Annotated in this window: 17 protein-coding genes; 15 read left to right on the top strand and 2 right to left on the bottom strand. The window is 45.7% G+C overall.

What is annotated here, in order from left to right; translation table 11 throughout:
* Positions 1–134 precede the first annotated feature (134 nt).
* The 9 genes from BM358_RS06640 (at position 135) to BM358_RS06600 (ending at position 11,541) form a co-directional block, all read left to right on the top strand.
* The gene (locus BM358_RS06640; protein WP_023989075.1) at positions 135–815 is read left to right on the top strand and encodes a TIGR00266 family protein; all 681 of its coding nucleotides are present in this window, start codon (positions 135–137) and stop codon (positions 813–815) included.
* 175 nt (positions 816–990) lie between these two features.
* Positions 991–1,938 (top strand): GDSL-type esterase/lipase family protein, encoded by a 948-nt coding sequence (locus BM358_RS06635; RefSeq protein ID WP_049828345.1) that lies wholly within the window; start codon positions 991–993, stop codon positions 1,936–1,938.
* Entirely contained in the window at positions 1,938–3,014 is a 1,077-nt protein-coding gene (locus tag BM358_RS06630) for an ABC transporter ATP-binding protein (RefSeq protein ID WP_028540691.1), read from the top strand. The genes BM358_RS06635 and BM358_RS06630 overlap by 1 nt, the downstream gene beginning before the upstream one ends.
* Complete coding sequence (locus tag BM358_RS06625; RefSeq protein ID WP_023989072.1) at positions 3,007–3,996, top strand: ABC transporter permease; 990 nt, start codon at positions 3,007–3,009, stop codon at positions 3,994–3,996. The genes BM358_RS06630 and BM358_RS06625 overlap by 8 nt, the downstream gene beginning before the upstream one ends.
* Positions 3,997–4,094: 98 nt before the next feature.
* Positions 4,095–6,074 (top strand): DNA topoisomerase IV subunit B, encoded by a 1,980-nt coding sequence (gene parE / locus BM358_RS06620; protein ID WP_028540692.1) that lies wholly within the window; start codon positions 4,095–4,097, stop codon positions 6,072–6,074.
* A 22-nt stretch (positions 6,075–6,096) separates the two neighbouring features.
* Complete coding sequence (gyrA, locus tag BM358_RS06615; RefSeq protein WP_013310616.1) at positions 6,097–8,559, top strand: DNA gyrase subunit A; 2,463 nt, start codon at positions 6,097–6,099, stop codon at positions 8,557–8,559.
* Positions 8,560–8,834: 275 nt separating this feature from the next.
* Positions 8,835–9,305 (top strand): MarR family winged helix-turn-helix transcriptional regulator, encoded by a 471-nt coding sequence (locus BM358_RS06610; RefSeq protein ID WP_013310615.1) that lies wholly within the window; start codon positions 8,835–8,837, stop codon positions 9,303–9,305.
* Positions 9,306–9,569: 264 nt separating this feature from the next.
* Positions 9,570–10,055, top strand: a complete 486-nt coding sequence (locus BM358_RS06605) for a MarR family winged helix-turn-helix transcriptional regulator (RefSeq protein ID WP_023989070.1) — start codon at positions 9,570–9,572, stop codon at positions 10,053–10,055.
* Positions 10,039–11,541 (top strand): DHA2 family efflux MFS transporter permease subunit, encoded by a 1,503-nt coding sequence (locus tag BM358_RS06600; RefSeq protein ID WP_028540693.1) that lies wholly within the window; start codon positions 10,039–10,041, stop codon positions 11,539–11,541. The genes BM358_RS06605 and BM358_RS06600 overlap by 17 nt, the downstream gene beginning before the upstream one ends.
* 136 nt (positions 11,542–11,677) lie before the next feature.
* On the opposite strand, the gene BM358_RS06595 is transcribed toward BM358_RS06600, so the two are convergent.
* Together BM358_RS06595 and BM358_RS06590 are read right to left on the bottom strand one after the other, a co-directional pair.
* Entirely contained in the window at positions 11,678–12,424 is a 747-nt protein-coding gene (locus BM358_RS06595; RefSeq protein WP_023989069.1) for an RluA family pseudouridine synthase, read from the bottom strand.
* A 9-nt stretch (positions 12,425–12,433) separates the two neighbouring features.
* Complete coding sequence (locus BM358_RS06590; protein ID WP_028540694.1) at positions 12,434–13,297, bottom strand: class I SAM-dependent methyltransferase; 864 nt, start codon at positions 13,295–13,297, stop codon at positions 12,434–12,436.
* Between the two features lie 614 nt (positions 13,298–13,911).
* Between BM358_RS06590 and BM358_RS06585 the strand changes: the two genes are divergently transcribed.
* The 6 genes from BM358_RS06585 to BM358_RS06560 all read left to right on the top strand — a co-directional run bounded on the left by BM358_RS06585 (position 13,912) and on the right by BM358_RS06560 (position 20,347).
* A complete protein-coding gene (locus tag BM358_RS06585) occupies positions 13,912–14,370 on the top strand; it encodes a flavodoxin (protein WP_034095047.1) in 459 nt (152 codons plus the stop codon).
* A 20-nt stretch (positions 14,371–14,390) separates the two neighbouring features.
* Positions 14,391–15,203: a hypothetical protein gene (locus BM358_RS06580; protein ID WP_028540695.1), complete on the top strand. Its 813-nt coding sequence runs from the start codon at positions 14,391–14,393 to the stop codon at positions 15,201–15,203.
* Positions 15,204–15,560: 357 nt separating this feature from the next.
* On the top strand, positions 15,561–16,214 hold the full coding sequence (locus BM358_RS06575) for an HlyD family secretion protein (protein WP_023989065.1): 654 nt from the start codon (positions 15,561–15,563) through the stop codon (positions 16,212–16,214).
* Positions 16,215–16,229: 15 nt separating this feature from the next.
* A complete protein-coding gene (locus BM358_RS06570) occupies positions 16,230–17,747 on the top strand; it encodes a DHA2 family efflux MFS transporter permease subunit (RefSeq protein WP_028540696.1) in 1,518 nt (505 codons plus the stop codon).
* A gap of 68 nt (positions 17,748–17,815) precedes the next feature.
* Positions 17,816–19,282, top strand: coding sequence for an efflux RND transporter periplasmic adaptor subunit (locus BM358_RS06565; RefSeq protein WP_023989063.1), 1,467 nt, complete (start codon positions 17,816–17,818; stop codon positions 19,280–19,282).
* A 222-nt stretch (positions 19,283–19,504) separates the two neighbouring features.
* A complete protein-coding gene (locus BM358_RS06560; protein ID WP_028540697.1) occupies positions 19,505–20,347 on the top strand; it encodes an STM4015 family protein in 843 nt (280 codons plus the stop codon).
* The last annotated feature ends 37 nt before the right edge of the window (positions 20,348–20,384 follow it).

Here is a 20,384-nt window from a genome sequence, read left to right as displayed (position 1 = left end):
TCTTTTGGTGTCTCTTATTCCTCCAGTGGCATAACCATTGCTTTATACCAGAAAAGACATAAGGGACGTATTTATAGTATGATATCAGCAAGTTGAATGGATTGCAGACTACTTATGGAAAGCCAGGTGAACAAATGAGCTACGAAATCGTGCATGAAGGTGCCTTTGCTATGCTCAAGGTGCAGTTGAACCCCGGAGAAATGATTAAAGCGGAAATGGGAGCGATGGTTTCCATGTCTTCCAGTGTAGATATAAAGGGGACGGTAGACGGTGGACTGTTACGTGGTTTAGGCAGAATGCTGAGCGGAGAAAAATTCTTTTTTCAAGAACTGAGGGCAGCCCGGGGATCGGCTGAGGTGTTATTAGCCCCTGCCAGTATAGGTGATGTACAAGCGGTGGAACTGGATGGCACGTATAGACTGTTGGTCCAAAAGGACGGTTTTCTGGCTTGCACGGAAGGTATTGAGGTTAGCACCAAAATGCAAAACCTGATGAAAGGTTTATTCTCTGGTGAAGGTTTTTTTATCGTAGAAATCAGTGGTCGAGGTACGGTATTCCTGTCCTCTTACGGAGCCATTCATCCCATTTACATCGCGCCAGGAGAGGAGCGTATTATTGATAATGCTCATCTGGTGGCATGGCCGGATTATATGGATTATAAAATTGAAAAAGCATCTAAAGGCTGGTTGTCCAGCGTAACGAGTGGAGAAGCGCTTGTATGCCGCTTTCGCGGTGAAGGGACGGTACTGATTCAAAGTCGAAATCCGGGCAGTTTTGGACAATGGATCAAAAGTTTCATCCCTGATAGTAAATAGTTTGGTTCGTCTGATTAGAGTTGTGAGGATAAACTATTCGCACAAGAAAGTATAATATAAGGGTGGCCATTTGCCATCCTTTTTTTGCATGTTCATGGGAAATTATGTGTGACTCTAAGCGTTTATTGCGCTTTTATTCCGAACGGTTTATTTGTAAAATGATATGAGAAGCCTTATGTTTATTTCACTAAGCTATCAGGAGGGAACACGAGTGAATTCATCAAAATGGATTTGGCGGTCTGTCGGTTCCGTTTCCATTGCCGCCACATTGCTATTATTGTACGGATTTATTACAGCAGTACAAAGTATCACGGCTCCAGAGCCAATGGTTAGCACTCAACCTGTGCATTCCGGTTCATCGCAGACACAAACTGCGCCATCCGCTACAAATCAGACGGGAGAGTTTCGGGTAGCTGCCATTGGAGATTCGCTAGCCAAAGGCACAGGGGATGACTCCGGAAGTGGTTTTGTGCGTCGGTCGGTGAGCTTGTTAAATAATCAGGAAGGCCATAAGGCTCAGCTCATAAATAATCTGGGGATTAATGGACTGACGACTCAAGGACTATTGACCAAGCTGGATGAGCCTGGTGTTTCTTATGTGTTGAAAAAGGCTAACGTCATTATTGTCTCGATTGGCGGAAATGATTTATTTCAGGGGGCTCAGGCTGCCCAAACTGGCAAAGAGCCACCTACACTCAGTGGTTTGCGTAAAGCTGTGCCTGATGCCGCCAAACGTCTGCAAAAAGTGCTGACAAAGGTAGGGAAAATCAATCCGAATGCTAAAATTATCTATGTCGGATTATATAATCCATTCAGTGATCTGCAGGAAATGAAAATTCCTGGTAATCTTGTGGTCACAGAATGGAATCTGGCTGCCATGGCAATTACCAACCAAAACAGCAATATGACTCTGGTTCCAACTTTCGATTTGTTCCAGCAAAATTTGCCCGTCTATTTATCTTCCGATCATTTTCATCCAAACGGACAGGGCTATCAGGCAATCGCTGAACGTATCGCGCAAGGGTTTGCAGTTGCAACCACGAAGGATGCCGATAAAGTGGAAAATGAACAACAGTCTACAAGTAGCCAACCCGCTGAAGTGAAAAAGGGAGGGAACAAGTAATGAGCATCCAATCTGCTGACAAGACCGGGGCTGGAATAACCCAAAATCCGACATCAAGGGATGCAGTGTCCAGTTTCCATTCCGCCAATCAGGTTGGCAGCGCAGGCAGAGACAGAAGCAATAACGAAACAGTTCTCTCTGTTCAGCGCGTTAAGAAACGTATCAAACGCAAAATGATCATTCATGATGTAACATTCGACGTTCGTGCGGGTGAAATTTTCGGATTTCTCGGTCCTAATGGGGCTGGAAAAACGACGACTATTCGTATGCTGGTCGATTTAATTAAGCCTACGGAAGGGACGATTACTGTCTGTGGACATAATGTAAATCGTGACCCTGAGCAGGCTTTGCGGCATATTGGTTCTATTGTGGAAAATCCAGAGGTGTACAGCTACCTGACAGGGTGGGAGAATTTAGAGCATTTTGCCCGTATGCAGCCTGGTGTAGACGAGCCGCGTATCCGCGAAGTCGTTGAGCTTGTTCGGCTCGATCGCCGTATCCATGATAAAGTAAGTACGTATTCTCTCGGAATGCGCCAGCGTCTTGGTATAGCCCAAGCCTTGCTTGGTAGACCGAAATTGCTCATTTTGGATGAACCGACGAACGGGTTAGACCCCAAGGGGATCAAGGAAATGAGAGCTTTTATCCGTTTGCTAGCGGCAGAAGGCATGGCTGTATTTGTTTCCAGCCATTTGCTCAGCGAAATCCAGCTGCTATGTGATCGGGTGGCAATTATAAGTCGGGGAAAGGTGCTAGCTGTAGGTGGTGTACGGGAATTGGTTGATACGCACTCGCACATGGCCGTATGGCAACTGGAGCCTCGTGATCAGGGTCTTGCCATATTGCAAAATTCTCCGCATGTGCAAATAATTACGAACGCCGATGAATTAATTGATGACAGCATTGTGGCAGGCAGCGGAGCCGATGCAATTTTTACAGAAATGGATGAAGAGCATATTGCGGAGCTGGTGACACAAATGACGGCTTCCGGTATTTCCGTTAAAGGTGTAACCAAAATCAATCCTACACTGGAGCAGCTATTCCTGAAAATGACGGAAGGTGAGATACTTGAATAACATTTTACCGCTCGTACAAAATGAAACGCTCAAAATTATCAAGAAGAAACGATTTTATGTCATTTTACTTGTTTTACTTGTGCTTGTGCCGATTTTTACGTACGCTCAGATGAAAGTGGCAGAAAACAATCGCGAAAAATTCGGCAATGATTGGCGACTCGAACTGCGTCAGGCGATTACCGATAATCAAAACTCGCTGGGAAGTGACCGGGTTCCCGAGGAATGGAAGACCTACCGTCGGGTCTTTGTGCAGCAGATGCAATATTATTTGGAAAATGATGTGAATCCTAATGAGCCGAGTGGTGTCACCTTTACCAGAGAGTTTATGGATAATTCTATTAATCTGTTCGTTCCGCTGTTGATTATGGCCATTGCCTCCGACTTGGTTTCTGGAGAACGGACGACAGGCACGATAAAAATGTTGCTGACTCGCCCAGTCAGGCGGTGGAAAATACTGCTGAGCAAGCTGCTGACATTGTATATGTTCGTCTCGCTCATCATTTTAGCTGTATTTGTAATTAGCTATCTGATATCAGGCTTGTTTTTTGGTTTTCGCGGTTTTAATGTTCCGGTATTTACCGGATTTCAAATTGTTGGATCGACGGTGGATTTGTCTGCTGTACACGCGATTCCACAATGGCATTATCTGATGCTGCAAGCCGGATTGATCTGGTTCGTCAGTCTTGTGGTAGCTTCGTTAGCCTTCATGGTATCTGTCCTGGTACGAAGTACGGCGGCAAGTATCGTGGTCATGATGGCTGCACTTATTTCGGGCACTATTTTGACAAACATGGCTTCATCTTGGCAGAGTGCTAAATATTTATTTATGGTTAACCTCGAATTAACCGATTATTTATCTGGAAGCCCCGCCCCCATTGAGGGAATGACCTTACCCTTTTCTTTAGCTGTACTGGGCATTTGGGGGGCTGCGGCATTGATTGTTTCATTCGCCGTCTTTACGAAACGGGATATATTGAATTAAAATGGACAAGGTAAAAGAAAACATCTGTTTGCATTTTTGGTGAAAATCATCAAGAATAAGGCAAAACACGGTTACGATTAGACAAAGGGGGAGCATGAATGGTCGACAAAATCGACTTGTCTGCGGGAGTGTCCGGCACACAAAGCGGAGCTTCGGAATATGGCGCGGACGACATTCAAGTGCTCGAAGGGCTTGTGGCAGTTCGCAAACGGCCGGGCATGTACATCGGGAGCACCAGTTCTTCGGGGCTGCATCATTTGGTATGGGAAATTGTAGACAACGCGGTGGATGAACATCTCGCCAAGTTTTGCTCTCGCATTGATATTACAATGCATAAGGACGGTTCCGTTACAGTATCAGACAACGGGCGCGGTATTCCTACGGGAATGCACAAAACGGGAATTCCTACGCCTCAGGTTGTATTCACCATTTTGCACGCCGGAGGTAAGTTTGGCGGTTCGGGATATAAAAAATCCGGGGGTCTGCACGGTGTAGGTGCGTCTGTAACGAACGCTCTTTCGGAATGGCTTGAAGTAGAAATTTACCGGGACGGCAAGATTCACCGTCAGCGGTTTGAATATTGGCAGGACAAGAAGGGCGTGGAGCATGTCGGGGAACCGACCACAGGCCTTGAAGTGCTGGGCAATACTAACAAGACGGGCTCGAAAATTACATTTAAACCGGATATTCGTGTTTTTCAGGCAGGCATTCATTTTAACTACGATACGTTGGCTGAGCGCCTTCAGGAAATTGCTTTTCTAAATTCGGGCCTTCGTATTCAACTTAAAGACGAACGCAGCGGAAAGTCAGATGAGTATTTTTATGAGGGTGGCGCAAGTCAGTTTGTTGCTTTTCTGAATGAGGGCAAGGATGTGCTGCATGACGTTATTCACTTTAATGCCGAGAAAGAAGACATTGAAGTAGAGATTGCCATCCAGTACAATGCTGGTTATACAGAGACGATTGCTTCGTTCGTTAACTCCATTCCGACACGTGGAGGAGGTACGCATGAAACGGGATTCAAAACCGCTTACACTCGTGTCATGAACGACTATGCCCGGAAAACGGTGATGTTGAAAGAAAAGGATAAAAACTTGGAGGGCAACGATCTACGTGAGGGCATGATGGCTGTAATCAGTGTCAAGATGGCTGAGGTTGAATTTGTCGGCCAGACAAAGGATCAGCTGGGAAGCGCTTCGGCACGGAGTACAGTGGATGCCATCGTATCTGAGCAGATGCAGCGTTTTTTGGAAGAAAATCCGCAGATAGCACAAACTTTGATCAAGAAGGCAGTTCAAGCATCCAGAGCGCGTGAAGCTGCACGTAAAGCTCGGGATGAAATGCGTTCCGGCAAAAAACGCAGTGAAAGTTCCAATTTGAATGGTAAATTGTCGCCTGCGCAGTCCAAGGATTTTACACGTAATGAGTTGTTTATTGTGGAAGGCGATTCGGCTGGAGGATCAGCCAAGCAGGGACGGGATTCCAAAATTCAGGCCATATTGCCGCTAAAGGGCAAGCCGATGAATCCGGAAAAATCCAAACTGGCGGATATTATGAAGAATGATGAGTACCGTGCTATTACAGCAGCTATTGGTGCGGGAGTAGGAACAGAGTTTTCGCTGGAAGACAGCAATTATTCCAAAATCATCATTATGACCGATGCAGATACAGATGGTGCGCACATTCAAGTGCTGTTGTTGACGTTCTTTTATCGGTACATGAAAGAGCTTATTGATGCAGGACGCATATTTATTGCTCAACCGCCATTGTATAAAATAACTCGAAAGTCGGGTAAGCTCGAAACGGTGCGTTATGCTTGGACTGACGAGCAGCTTGATAATTATTTAAAAGAATTTGGACGAAATTTTGAGCTTCAGCGCTATAAAGGACTTGGGGAAATGAACCCTGATCAGTTATGGGAAACAACGATGAATCCCGATTCACGCACCTTGCTACGCGTTCAGATAGAGGATGCAGCCAAGGCTGAACGCAGGGTGTCCACTTTGATGGGTGATAAGGTGGATCCGCGCAAGCGCTGGATCGTGGAAAACGTAGATTTTACGGAATACGTAGAGTAGTGCTATCAAAAGAGGTGTATACATGAGCTTATCGGAGCAGTTTTTGCCAGCTTTTCTGGAGGAAGTGGTCGGTGACCGCTTTGGCCGATATTCCAAATATATTATTCAGGATCGGGCGATACCCGACGTACGGGACGGATTAAAACCCGTACAACGTCGTATTCTTTATGCAATGTACGATTCGGGCAATACGCCGGATAAAGCATATCGTAAATCGGCCAAAACCGTTGGGGACGTTATGGGTAATTACCACCCCCACGGTGACTCGTCGATATACGACGGCATGGTACGGATGGCGCAGCCTTGGAAAATGAGTCACGTGCTGGTGGACGGTCACGGTAACTGGGGCTCCCAGGATGATGATCCGGCGGCAGCTATGCGTTATACGGAGGCTCGCTTGTCTCCGATCGCAATGGAAATGCTGCGCGATATTGAAAAGCGTACGGTTTTGTTCAAGGACAATTTTGATAACTCGGCCAAAGAGCCCGTTGTGTTGCCGTCTCGTTATCCAAATTTGTTGGTGAACGGTTCCAGTGGGATCTCGGCGGGATTTGCGACAGAGATCCCTACACATAGTTTACGCGAAGTTATTGATGCCAGCATTGCGGTGATGGAAAAGCCAGAGATTGAGCTGGAAGAGATTATGACCTTTATCAAAGGTCCTGATTTCCCGACTGGCGGACTCATTATGGGTGGCGAAGGCATCAAGGACGCTTACCGCACGGGAAAAGGACGTATTTATATTCGTTCCAAAACGGAAATTCAGTCCTTGCGCGGAGGTAAGCAGCAGCTAGTCATTACCGAAATCCCATACCAGATCGTCAAATCAAGGCTCGTAACCGCCATGGAGAATATCCGTCTGGAGAAAAAGGTGGAAGGGATTGCCGAGGTTCGTGACGAAAGCGGACGAAATGGTTTGCGCATTGTTGTGGAGCTGAAGAAGGAAGCCGATGCGGAAGGGATTTTAGCTTATTTGCTGAAAAAAACCGACCTACAGGTGGCATATAACTTCAACATGGTAGCTATTGTGAACAAAGCGCCACATCAGCTTGGGCTAAAGTCCATTTTGGAAGCGTATATCGCCCATCAACGCGAAGTTGTCACTCACCGTATCCAGTATGAACTGGAAAAGGCAGAGGATCGTGCCCATGTGCTGGAAGGTTTGGTCAAGGCGCTGAACATTCTGGATGAGGTCATCGCAGCCATTAAAGCTTCCAAAAATCGCCAGGACGCGCAAAATAATTTGCAATGGATGTTTGGTTTTAGCGAACGTCAGGCAGATTCTATTTTGACTTTGCAGTTGTATCGTCTCACCAATCTGGAAATCACCACGCTTGAAAAAGAACTGGGTGACATCCAGAAAAAAATCGCACAATATCGTTCTATTCTGGAAAGTGATCGCAAGCTGATCAGCCTGATTCGCAAGGAACTGTTGGAAATTCGTGAAAAGTACGGCATTGACCGTCGTTCAGATATCCAGGGCGAGGTAGAAGAGATTAAGGTGAACCTGGAAGTCATGGTGGGAGCAGAGGATGTGCTGCTGACACTCTCAAAAGATGGCTATGTGAAACGTACAAGTATGTTGTCATTCACTCGTTCAGGCGGGGAACGTTCAAGTTCTGGTGTTAAAGAAGGGGATTACGTTACCCAATTGCTTGATGTGAATACGCTGGACATATTGCTCGTCTTCACCCAGCGCGGACAATACTTTTTATTACCTGTACATCAGGTGCCAGAGTATAAGTGGAAAGAGCCGGGCACTCCAATTGTCAACGTCATTCCGTTATCGAAGGAAGATCGTATCGTAAGTGTCATCCCGCTCAAAAACATCGAGGAAATTGGCAAAAGCCTGGTATTTGTAACAAAGAAGGGCCAAGTAAAGCGTACAGAATTAAAAGAATATGCTACAAAACGTTCCAGTGCCGTAGCCGCCTGCAAAGTAGCAGGGGACGATGAGGTGTTATCGGTAACGTTAAGCGAGGGTACCCGGGATATTATGCTGATTACCCGCGCGGGTATGAGTATACGCTTCAAGGAGCAAGAGGTTAATGCGATGGGGCGCGTCTCGGCTGGTGTCAAAGGTATACAGCTAGCCGAAGGCGATGAAATTATCGCGGCGTTGTGGGTAGAAGAGGATGAAGGAGAAGTGTTGGTGCTGACCGAGTCCGGTTATGGTAAGCGTACGCTTCTGCTGGATTATCCTACACAGGGAAGAGGCGGCAAAGGTATCACCACCTTTGAGTTCAAGGAAGGCAAACGAGTACGTTCGAATGGAACTCGAATCGTGGCTGCCTTCTATTGCCGTGAAGCTGTTCAATTATTTGCAATCACAGCAGAAGGACAAACGATGTCCTTCCTTTCGGAAAAGGCTCCTTTGACCGACCGAAAGGATACAGGCAAGCTGCTAGCTCCAGTGGAGAAGAAGGACGAAATTGTGAATGTGCTGCTGCGTAGTGAGCCGCAAGCTTCTCAGTCCATAGAATAATAGGAAAGTCAAGCGCTTTTTAGCTCGAAAAAGAGAGGTCCTCTCGTGCCATTCCGGCACGAATGAGGACCTTTTTGCCGTCATGCTGTCGAACCCTGACCAGCCTTCAAAACCGAGGTGAGACTTCCTTCCCCTTTTCATTTCGTGCTCCAAAAACGGCAGGAAACCGGGGCTGAATGGCGAAAATTTAATGTGATGAAATACAATCCGGACGGTGGCCCATACGGTAACTTTGATGCTTTTACTGACCCTGTTATTTAAAGGAGTGAGGCAAAATGCAAACGACCGAATTTGCGAAAATCTGGTCCAGAATGGCTAAGGATTATAAGGTTCATATGGAGCAGCAGCTGGCTCCATCACTAACGGAAGCTCAACTTACGGTGCTGGAGGTTTTGAACGAATACGGCCGTATGAAACCGTCTCAACTAATCCCATATCTCGCCACCACACCAGCCGCGGTTACGATGCTGCTGGATCGGATGGAGCGGAATCGACTGGTCACCCGTTTCAGAGACGTAAAGGACCGTAGAATTGTATGGATTGTCATTTCGGATCAAGGGAGAGAAGAAGTAGAGCGTGGATTGCGAATCCGGGATGATTTTCTGGGTTCTGCACTAAACCGAATTTCTCAGCACAATCAAAATTTGCTGGTTTATTTGTTGGGGAAAATTACAACGAAGGCGAAAACTTCAGTAATGACAAGTGAGGCTGAGGGAGTAAAGGAACCAATAGAGCGAGCAGAATAACTAGAATGGCGGCTACATGAAAAGTAGCTGTACGCAGCAGATTATCATTTTAAGGTAAGTAGGAGTGCGCGGATGTAAATACCTATCGTGGTATTCATACCGCGCTTTTTTGTGTTGAAGTATAGGTGATATTTGGGTGAATGTTGACATTTACATAAGAGATGATAAAATAATAGTTATGAATAAATAACATTTCGTATACAAATAGTTTCTAGTATATGTATATGGATTGTCAATTGGATATTAGAAAGAAGGATGGTTCCAGTGAGTGATAGAGAGGAAGACAGACTTGAGGTGTACCGGATTATTCAATCGGTAAGGGAGGTTAACAAAACGATATTTTATTCCTTCTGGAATGAGGAGCAGCATTTGGATCTGACGGCCATTCAGCATATGGCTTTGGCAATTCTGAATAAACGCCCCAACATCGGATTATCCGAGCTGGCAGACATAGCGCATGTGGGAAGCAGCTCTATGAGTGGGGTAGTTGACCGCTTGACCAAGGCGGGATATATTGCTCGCGGACGGCATGAGCATGACCGTAGATCCTTAGTGCTGACGCTTACGCCGGAAGGAAAAGATATCATGCAAAAAGTAGACGCCATGTGGATGGAGCGCGTCTTGCCCATTCTGGACATCCCGAAGGAGCAGCTAGAGATGGTCCTGGATATCCATAAACAAATGATCATGAAATTAACACCGAAGGGAATGAATCAACTTGAGCAGTCCTCAAATGACACTACCAGGTAATGTACGCAGAGCACCCATTGTGGCCGCTCTGTTGATTGGTGCGATTGTAGCGATATTAAATCAGACGTTAATCAGTGTGGCTTTACCGAAAATGATGAGTGATTTGAATATAGATGCCAATATAGCTCAGTGGCTTAGTACGGGCTTTATGCTCGTGAATGGGGTATTGATCCCGGTGACCGCGTTCTTGATTGCCCGTTTCTCCACTCGTAAATTGTTTATTAGCGCGATGACTATTTTTTCAATAGGCACGCTGTTATGTGCTGTAGCTCCAAGCTTCAGCATATTGCTGATCGGTCGGCTTATTCAGGCCGCGGGAGCAGGTATCATGATGCCCTTAATGATGGTGGTTATCTTGAACATCTACCCAATAGAGCGTCGTGGCCGGGCGATGGGAACCTTGGGGATTGCGATGGGTTTTGCTCCAGCCATTGGGCCAACCTTATCCGGTTATATAGTACAGCATTATGACTGGCGGGTTTTGTTCTGGATCATCCTGCCGATTTCAGTGATTTCGATTGTGATCGGATTTATTTTTCTGAAAAATGTAACGGAGCAGTCCAAGCCAAAGCTGGACATTCCCGGCATCATTTTGTCTACGCTCGGTTTCGGTGGAATATTATACGGCTTTAGTGATGCAGGAACATCGGGTTGGGGAAGTATTCCGGTCCTGTCTACGCTTATCGTTGGGACTATTGCGCTTATTTTGTTTATTGTTCGCCAACTGAAGGCAGATGAGCCTATGCTGGAGTTCCGTATCTTTAAATACGATGTGTACAGCTTGACGACAATCATTAACGTGATTGTGACGATGGCTTTGTACGCCGGTATGATATTGCTTCCGATTTATTTGCAAAATATTCGGGGTTTTACACCGCTCCAGTCCGGTATGCTAATGTTACCGGGAGCGATTCTGATGGGGCTCATGTCTCCTGTAACGGGGGCTATTTTTGACCGAATCGGAGCACGCTGGTTGTCTGTAATTGGCTTGCTGATCATGGCTATAACGACTTGGGAATTTACACGGTTGACCGAAACAACCACCTATATGACACTGTTAATCAATTATACGGTGCGGATGTTCGGGATGTCGTTGCTGATGATGCCGATCCAAACAGCCGGGTTGAATCAGCTTCCGCAACGATTGAATGCACATGGTACGGCGATGAGTAACACGCTGCGTATGATTTCTGGCTCGATTGGGACGGCAATTCTGGTGACAGTGATGTCAACACAGAGCAGCAACCGTTTGACATCGATTGTTACATCTGAGGGACTGACCGTGACGGATAAAGCGGGGATGCTGGCTGCAGGCAACCAAGCTACAATTTATGGGATTAACTCGGCTTTTATCATTGCAACAGTGTTGAGTGTGGCCGCTCTGATTTTAGCGTTTTTCATCAAAAATACGAATGCACAAAACGCCCATCCCCGTCAACAGCTGGTAAACAGCAAGAAGGGACAGTCCGTGGCTTCCTCGTCATAAAAGGATGAGATGACGCATTAATTTAATTTTCTGCAAAAAAAGAACCTGCAATGCATGTTTGTTTACATGCGTTGCAGGTTCTTTGTGCAAATGGGGTTGAAGATGTTGATATCCAGATAGGGCAGGGTTTTCCGGTTCAAATTTCAGACGTAATCATGTTCTCATAAAGCGACCGGGGCCATTCATTCCATGGAAATTGGACTGGAGGTAACGAGTGAAATCTCATATCGTCCTTGCTAACCGGATGCGGTGCTCCAGCGAGTAAGGACCAGAGCGCGAGCTGTTGACCGGGCCGGCTCAGATTACCGCCATATTTTTGGTCACCGTAGAGGGGACAGCCGATCGCCTGCATTTGCACACGAATTTGGTGTGAGCGTCCGGTGTGCAACTTAATCTGCACGAGACTGAGTCCATCTGCTTGTCCGATCATGCGGTACTCCAAAATGGCTTCCTTCGCACCAGCCGTGCCAGGCCGAACCGCTTGAACCGTGTTGGTACGGCTATCCTTTAGCAGATAATGGGTTAGACGGCCCTGTGGGGCCGTAGGAACGCCATTCAGAACTGCTGTATACAGTTTGTGAAAATGACGACTTCGAACCGACTCAGACAGGCGAGAAGCAGCTTTGGACGTCTTAGCAAAAATCATGGCTCCACCTACAGGCCGATCCAGTCTGTGAACTAAACCCAAAAAAACGTTACCAGGCTTATTGTGTCTAATTTTTAGATCTTCCTTGAGTAAAGACAACAGATCAGGATCACCACTGGCATCCTCTTGCGTTGGAACATTGACAGGCTTTACAACCGCCAAAACATGATTGTCCTCATAGAGGACAGGAATATTCGGCTGTGCATGCTCATGCCGGGTAAGTTCATTTTGAGTCATAAGAGGAATTTAAGCCTCCCAGCGTCCGAGAATACCACAAGGCAAATTCAATCCCGAGCGTGTGATCGGCAATCCAATTTCACCAGCGCTAATTTGGCCGCCGTACTTTTGTTGCATGGTCATGCTCAGCATGTTGCGCAATACAGTAGGCGAAATACCTGTAGTATAAGAGTTAATCAGCATGAACAGCGGTTGATCTGAAATAATGCTCATGCAGGATTCGAGAAACGGGTATAAGCTTTCTTCAAGCTTCCAAGTTTCTCCGTTTGGTCCGCGTCCGTAAGAAGGAGGGTCCATAATAATGGCATCATAACGGTTGCCCCGACGTTGTTCTCGTTGCACGAACTTGAATACGTCGTCCGTAATGAAGCGTACCGGACGGTCAGCCAGACCGGACAATTGAACGTTTTCCTTTGCCCACTGCACCATGCCTTTGGCGGCATCCACGTGAACTACACTAGCTCCAGCATACGCAGCAGCAGTCGTGGCTCCTCCCGTGTATGCAAACAGGTTCAGTACGGAAATTGGTCTGCCTGCGCCTTTGATTTTATCCATCATCCAGCTCCAGTTCGCTGCTTGCTCTGGAAAAAGACCGGTATGCTTGAAGCTGGTCGGTTTAATGTGGAATTTAAGCGGTCCATAGCTAATTGTCCAGCGCTCGGGGATAGGTTTTTTCATATCCCAGTTGCCACCACCGGAGGAACTACGGTGGTAATGTCCATGAACATTACGCCATTCGGCTGTTTCCTGGGCCAAAGGCCATATGATTTGCGGATCGGGACGACGCAGGACAATATCACCCCAACGTTCCAGTTTTTCACCACCGCCTGTATCCATTACTTCATAGTCTTTCCATTCTTGTGCTACATACATGTACAATCCATCCTTCAGCAGTCAATTCAGGATTCAGGCAGCAAGCTGCACAGAAATCCCCATATGGAGTCTATTGTACAACAAACCTCAGCAACAATCGAATGATTACATAAATAAGTAAGTAGTCAAATGGTCCAAAATATTTTTTCTAGGATGCACTTGTAATTATAGCGCTTCCATATTAAAATGAAATCAATCCCACTTGTACGTACAACCATCCGTTTTTTATCATAATAATGAAAGACGGAATGGATTGTACGTACATAATATTTTTTATCAACACAGCTGAAGTTCCACTTAATTAAACACAAACTGCCTAAACTGCCTGTAGCCAGCGTTTTGTGGTAGACGAAGCCTTTGTTCGAAGCTTCTGCCGAAGCGTGGATTCATGTTGGCGGAGCGCATTATAAGGTAATGACCTATGTTGTAACTAATAATTTGTTTATCCATAGAGTTTATCTGCCAACAGCCGCATGTAATGCGGCTGTTTTGCGTATATTTCCATAAGATTAAACCTAGTTTTTGAAATTAACATTTGACAATGAGAATCATTATCAAATATTATTTGAGTAACAGGGAGTGAAAGCATCCCATATTTCAAATAAAGGTGAGGGATGAACTTGGGTAAAATCATGATTGCTTATGCCAGTTTGACAGGTAATACAGAGGAAATCGCGGAATTGATCGCCGAGGGCGTCCGTCAGGCAGGGCACGAGGCGGAGTTGAAGGCTTCGTATGATTGCAGCGCGCAAGAACTGCTCGCATATGACGGGTTCCTACTGGGTGTATATACATGGGGAGATGGTGAGCTTCCTGATGAATTTTTGGATTTTTACGAGGAACTAGACGAGCTTGATTTGTCTGGTAAAAAGACCGCAGTATTTGGCAGTGGAGATACATCTTATACGCAATTCTGTGGCGCAGTGGACTTGGTAGAGGAAAAAGTCAAAGAACGCGGCGCATCGGTCATTCAGGAGAGTCTGAAGATTGAATTTAATCCATTGGATGATGATAAGGAGAATTGCCGAGCTTACGGAAGACAATTTGCACAGGCGGGTATTGGGGTGTCCTGAGAAGAGAGTGAGGGATAGGTATGCGCAATAGCGATGGCTTAAGCGCCTTTCCTCTTCTGCACGACTATCAGCTTGAGGAGATGTGGAGAACTCCACAGCCAATTCGTCAATCACAGAGGAAAAGAGGGCGTGAGGGTTGGAATTGGCGGCAACGGGTTCAATATGCAATAGGGCATGCGCTGAACGAATACTTTGGAATGGAAGTAGAGGTGCGGCGGGAAGTCCCTGTCCAGTATGTGCTGGAGAAATGGTGGCCCAAGCAGTCAGACAGCTTTGAATCTTTGTTCCATTATTGGGATGTCAAAAATAAAGTGTCAGGTGAGTTGTCAAAAATTTGTGGCTTAAATAATGACTTGCTGGTACCTGTAATGCTGTATGAACAATTTTGTACGTCTGTGCCTGAGTTAGAGGTCAATATTTCGCTTATTGTTCAGGCTGCTTGGCAACTATCAGCAGAAGCAGATTCCCTGCTCATTCAAAAGTACATCGTTGACTATAACCCTAACGTTATTAGTACGTTCCAACATATGACAAATGTATTTTGTTATTATGCATTTGGAGCTCTTCCTCAGCTTATTGAGGTATATTGTCTGCTAGAAGGCAAGAAGGTCCGTTTCATTCCGGGACCTTCTTCTTTACAGCAATCTCTGGATTACGTGCTGCTATTACGGGATTCCAAAGAGGATGTACATGGGACGACAGAACGCTGCCGTTGCGGGGGTTGCATGGAAAAGCAAGCTTCTCAAGGGAATAGAATGAATAGGAACACGAAGGAAGGGCAGGGGGCGAAAAACTGCAAACAACGGTCAGCTGTACCTACGCCTTTCTCATAACGTTACTGTGTAACCCTTTAATTGTAAACTATCCCTTTTCGTGAAAGAGCCTTGGAAACAAGGCTCTTTTTTATGAAAAAAAATTATGAAAAAACTGAAAATTTATGTTGCCTGAATAGATAAATATATCTATAATATTTCAATGTACAATAGTTATATGAAAATATTTAAATATAAAAAGACGGTTTGTGGATCATGGATCAGATTGTCCTATGTACATAAAGTTAGTCCTGTCTTTTGCATGGAATGTTGCCATGTGTTTATTTACGTTCTCTATTTGGTTTAATGGCCTAATATTTCAATTTTAAAATATTAGCGTTGAATAATAAAATTTTTTGGACAACAGGGGTGGAAGAAGTGAGTAAGAAAACTGTATTGCCAATCCTCATTGTACTGCTCATTCTGAGCGGTGGAGCTATTGGCTACTATTATTGGTATCAAGCAACACACTTTGTTAAAAGTGACGATGCGCGCATTCAAGCCGATCAATATAAGGTAATGCCGCAAATCTCCGGAGAAATTAGCCACATTGATGTGGAAGAAGGAGATGTTGTTCAGCGTAATGAACCGATTGCCGAGCAGGATGTATCGGGGCTGGATGCGAGTATGATCAGCAAGTCTGTACTGCGCGCGCCGATCAACGGAACCGTTATTAAGATTTATTCGAAAGAGCATGAAATCGGATCGCCGGGTAGTGCTGTTGCAACTATGGTGGATATGAACAGCTTGTACGTATCCACGAACATTGAAGAAACCGATATTAACCGTATTAAACCAGGACAGCTTGTTGATATTACGCTTGATGCAGCAGGTGACCAGGTGATTCAGGGTAAAGTTCGTAAAGTGGGCGAAGCCTCCAACGCCGTGTTCTCACTCGTTCCTGCAGTGAACACAAGTGGTAACTTTAACAAGGTGACTCAGCGTGTGCCTGTAGAGATTGCTGTGAACAAGCCGAAGGATATGAAGCTTATCCCTGGAACGAACGTGGAAGTAAAAATTCATACACCTTAAAAAGGAGGGGTCCATGTGGCTGCCAATGATATTGCTGCTGCTCCTTCGACAGATTCTTCCAAAGAACGCTGGCTTGCCTTTTTCGCTATCGTTTTAGGCGCCTTTGTCGCCATTCTGAACAACAGTCTGATCAATGTCGCCATTCCTAGATTGACGACGGATTTAGGATCTACGACGACACGTATTCAGTGGGTTATTACAGGTTACACGCTTGCATCTGGTGTAATTGTACCGATTACCGGATATATGGAGCAGCGCCTCGGATACAAAAAGTTTTTGATTCTTGCGCTCAGCGTATTTTCGCTGGGAACGGGAATATGTATTTTTGCATGGAGTGATTCTTCCCTGATCGCAGCACGGGTGCTGGCTGGTCTGGGCGGTGGTGTTATTATGCCGCTGAGTATGACGATTATTTACAAAATTATGCCGCGTGAACAAATCGGTATGTCCCTTGGTATATGGGGGATCGCCGCAATGGCAGCGCCGGCTGTAGGGCCTACGCTCAGCGGATATTTAATTGAGTGGTTTAACTGGCGGTTCTTGTTTATTGTCAGTGTGCCAGTTGCTTTATTTGCAATTTTAATGGTTATTCTTCTAATCAAAGAACCGCCTAAAGTAGAGCCGAAGCCGTTTGATCTACCGGGCTTTTTGCTGGCCGCAACTTGTGCCGGAACACTTTTGTACGCACTGACAAACGGACAGCGTGATGGCTGGACTTCTTTTGGAATTGTATCCTTGCTGTTTGTTGCTTTCTGGGCACTTGTTTTTCTGATCTATGTAGAAAGCGGCAAGGATAATGCGGTAATTGAAATCTCATTATTCAAGAATTCAAAATATACGATTAGTGTCATTGCTTCCAGTCTGGTCATGATGGGGATGTACGGAGGAACGTTCCTAACACCGTTGTTTTTGCAAAATATCCAGCGTGTGTCACCGATTGATACCGGTATTATCCTCATTCCACAGGCCATTGCCATGGCGGCTATGATGCCTATTGCCGGGAAGCTGTTCGATAAGTTCGGCATTGTGCCTTTGGGACTTGTGGGCCTGACGCTAACCAGCTTTATGACCTATCATCTTCACCAGCTTACGCCAGATACTTCTCATGCCTGGTTGGAAACCGTAATGGCATTACGGGGTCTGGGAATTGGTATTTGCATGATGCCATTGTCCACGGTCGGCATGAATGCCGTTCATCCTAGCAAGGTAGCCAATGCGTCTACAGCGTCCAATCTGGTACGTACTGTGGCTGCATCTATGGCGATTGCGGTGCTAACCGCCATTATGCAAAGCCGTTCGGCTGCTCATGCCCAGCAAATTTCGGAGTCCATTACACCAGACTCGGCTCATACGCTACAAGCGACATTGGGCAACTCATGGATGTCATCCATAAGTAGTTTAATCACACTGGATGCTACATCAAGAGGAATTGGGGATACGTTCCTCATTTCATCCATACCGCTGTTTTGCACGATTCCACTAATCTTTTTGTTTATTCAGAGGAAGAAAGCAAAGACACAGCCGGAAGCATAACCAAAGAACTATAAAATACGACTGGATGGCTTACATTATTTCCACGGACAGAAAGAAAGGGAATTATCATGAAAATATTGAGAGTAGAAAGTACATTAGCGGCTTTAGTGCTCGGCGGCGCAGTGCTGGCAGGCTGCTCCAGTAATAGCGGGGCGGCTCAGGATATGGTCGTTCCGGTTAAAATCAGCCAAGCACAGCAGGGAATTATCGGACAGGGAAATATTTATACAGGAACCGTAACACCTTCGGAGACGGTGAACATCGTGCCTAAAGTGGGCGGCAAAGTGGTTGAACTGCCTGTGGATATTGGCACCGAGGTTAAAAAGGGTCAAGTACTGTTCAAGCTTGATGATAAGGACATGCGGAATAATGTTGCGAAAGCCCGCGCCGCAGCAGCTGCGGCAGCAGCCGGAGTAAGCACCGCTCAAGCATCCCACGAATCTACGATGGTTCAAGCAAACTCGGGCTTAGTGCAGTCCAAGAGCGGCGTGATTCAATCCCAAAGCGCAATCAATCAGGCACAGGGGGCTATTAATCAAGCCACTACAGCCGTAGAACAAGCAACACATGGTGTCTCCTCAGCAGCCAATACGGTGAAACAAACGCAGCAAGCTTTGGCAGATGCACAGAAAAATGTAACACGTACACAAAGTCTATTTGATGCAGGTGCGAGTACCCAAGCACAATTAGAACAAGCCAAAACAGCAGTTGTGAATGCGGAAGCGGCTTACAATAATGCACAAAATGCTCAGGCTAATGCGCAAGATCAGTTGGTAGCTGCGCAGAAGGCCCTAACTACAGCTCGCAACAGCTATGATTCAGCAAAAAATAGCTATAGTAATGCCAATAGCGGTTACAGTAATGCGCAAAATCAGCTCAAAGTATCTCAAAATACTGCGGTTATCGAGTCCAGCCAACAATCTTTTAAGCAGGCTCAGCTGAATGTGAACATTGCTCAGGATGCATTGGATGACACCGTTGTTACATCACCGATCAATGGTATTGTGGGTACGAAAAATGCAGAAGTGGGCGAAATGGTATCCGCTCAGTCTCCTGCACTGGTCATCGCTAATCTGAGTACAGTCAATACTTTGATCTATGTTCCAGCGGAACAGATCAACAATGTAAAAGCAGGTGACAAGGTACAGGTTCGTGTTGCAGCTTCCAACATTGTAACAACAGGTACAGTTAAAAATGTAAGCCCGTTGGATGCAAGTGGAAAAGGCTATCCTGTAAAAATCTCAGTAGCGAATCCAGACACGAAACTGAAATCCGGTATGTTGGCTGATATCAGCTTTGTCGCTGCCAATGCACAAGAAGGCATTGTGGTTCCTACTGCGGCAGTTCAAAAGGATCAAGGAAAAGAATATGTATATGTTGTAAACGGAGACCATGCGAAACGTAAGGAAGTGAAGACTGTTCAGACGGCAGGTTCCCAAACACTCGTTACCAGTGGTTTGAGCAATGAGGAGAATGTGATCGTGAATAATCTGGCATTGCTGTCCGATAACTCACCGATTACAATTAGCCAATAATTTGGCTCTAAACTCACGTACTATATAATAGTAGAAGTTTATTGTGAATATGCAAGACAGCCTGCTTAGCGGGCTGTCTTGTTTTTATTTCATTGAGCACATTTTACATAGGATTGATGTCGAAGCGGGACTATTTTTGACGAACATTGGTAGAATAGGATAGACTAAATTGGAAATAGATAGTTTACGAGATCTCAGACAAGCGATCGGAGGAATTGTAAGATGGAAGTGAAATTGGTAGTGGATTATGAAGCTTATGAGAATGGCCAAACGATGGCTAAATCTATTGAGGAACTGGCAGCCAAGCCGGAGAGCGCGCAAATTACTGATCTCATCATTGGAGATTGGGGCGGCGCCTATGAAAGTTCACCAGAGGATTTTATCCCAGTGTTAGTGAAGCTCAAAGATCAATTCCCTAAGATACGCAAACTGTTTATTGGTGATATGGAATATGATGAGTGTGAGGTTTCATGGATTAACCAGACGAATCTGTCCCCGTTGTTAGAAGCGTTTCCAGCATTGGAGTCCTTTCATATCAAAGGAAGCCAGGACCTGAGCTTGGAGCCGCTTCGTCATAGCCATCTTCAGGAATTGGTTATTATCTGTGGTGGCCTGCCTGTGAGGGTTCTTCAGCAAATATGTAATGCCGAACTGCCTGAACTACGCAAGCTGGAACTGTATTTGGGTGTCGAGGACTATGGTTTTGACGGTAACCTCAATGATATTTTGCCGTTCTTGGACAGCAATCCTTTTCCCAAACTTACATACTTGGGACTCAAAGATAGTGAAATACAGGATGAAATTGCAATTGCAGCAGCTAATGCCCCTGTGATTGGACAGCTGGAAGTGCTGGATCTCTCACAAGGTACGTTGTCTGATAAAGGTGCAGAAGCGCTGCTGGCTAGTGAAAGTATAAAAGGGCTGAAGCATCTGGATTTGAGCTATCATTATATGTCTAGTGAAATGATGCAACGTTGGAAAAGCTCGGGTCTATCTGTGAACGTGGAAGATCAACAAGAAGCGGATGAGGAAGATGATTGGCGCTATCCATCACTGACTGAGTAATTTGTTAAATGGATTTCTAAAACGGACTGTTTTCAAA

Source organism: Paenibacillus sp. cl130, from assembly GCF_900116035.1.
Lineage (GTDB): Bacteria > Bacillota > Bacilli > Paenibacillales > Paenibacillaceae > Paenibacillus > Paenibacillus polymyxa_B.
This window is presented reverse-complemented; position numbering and strand designations above follow the sequence as displayed.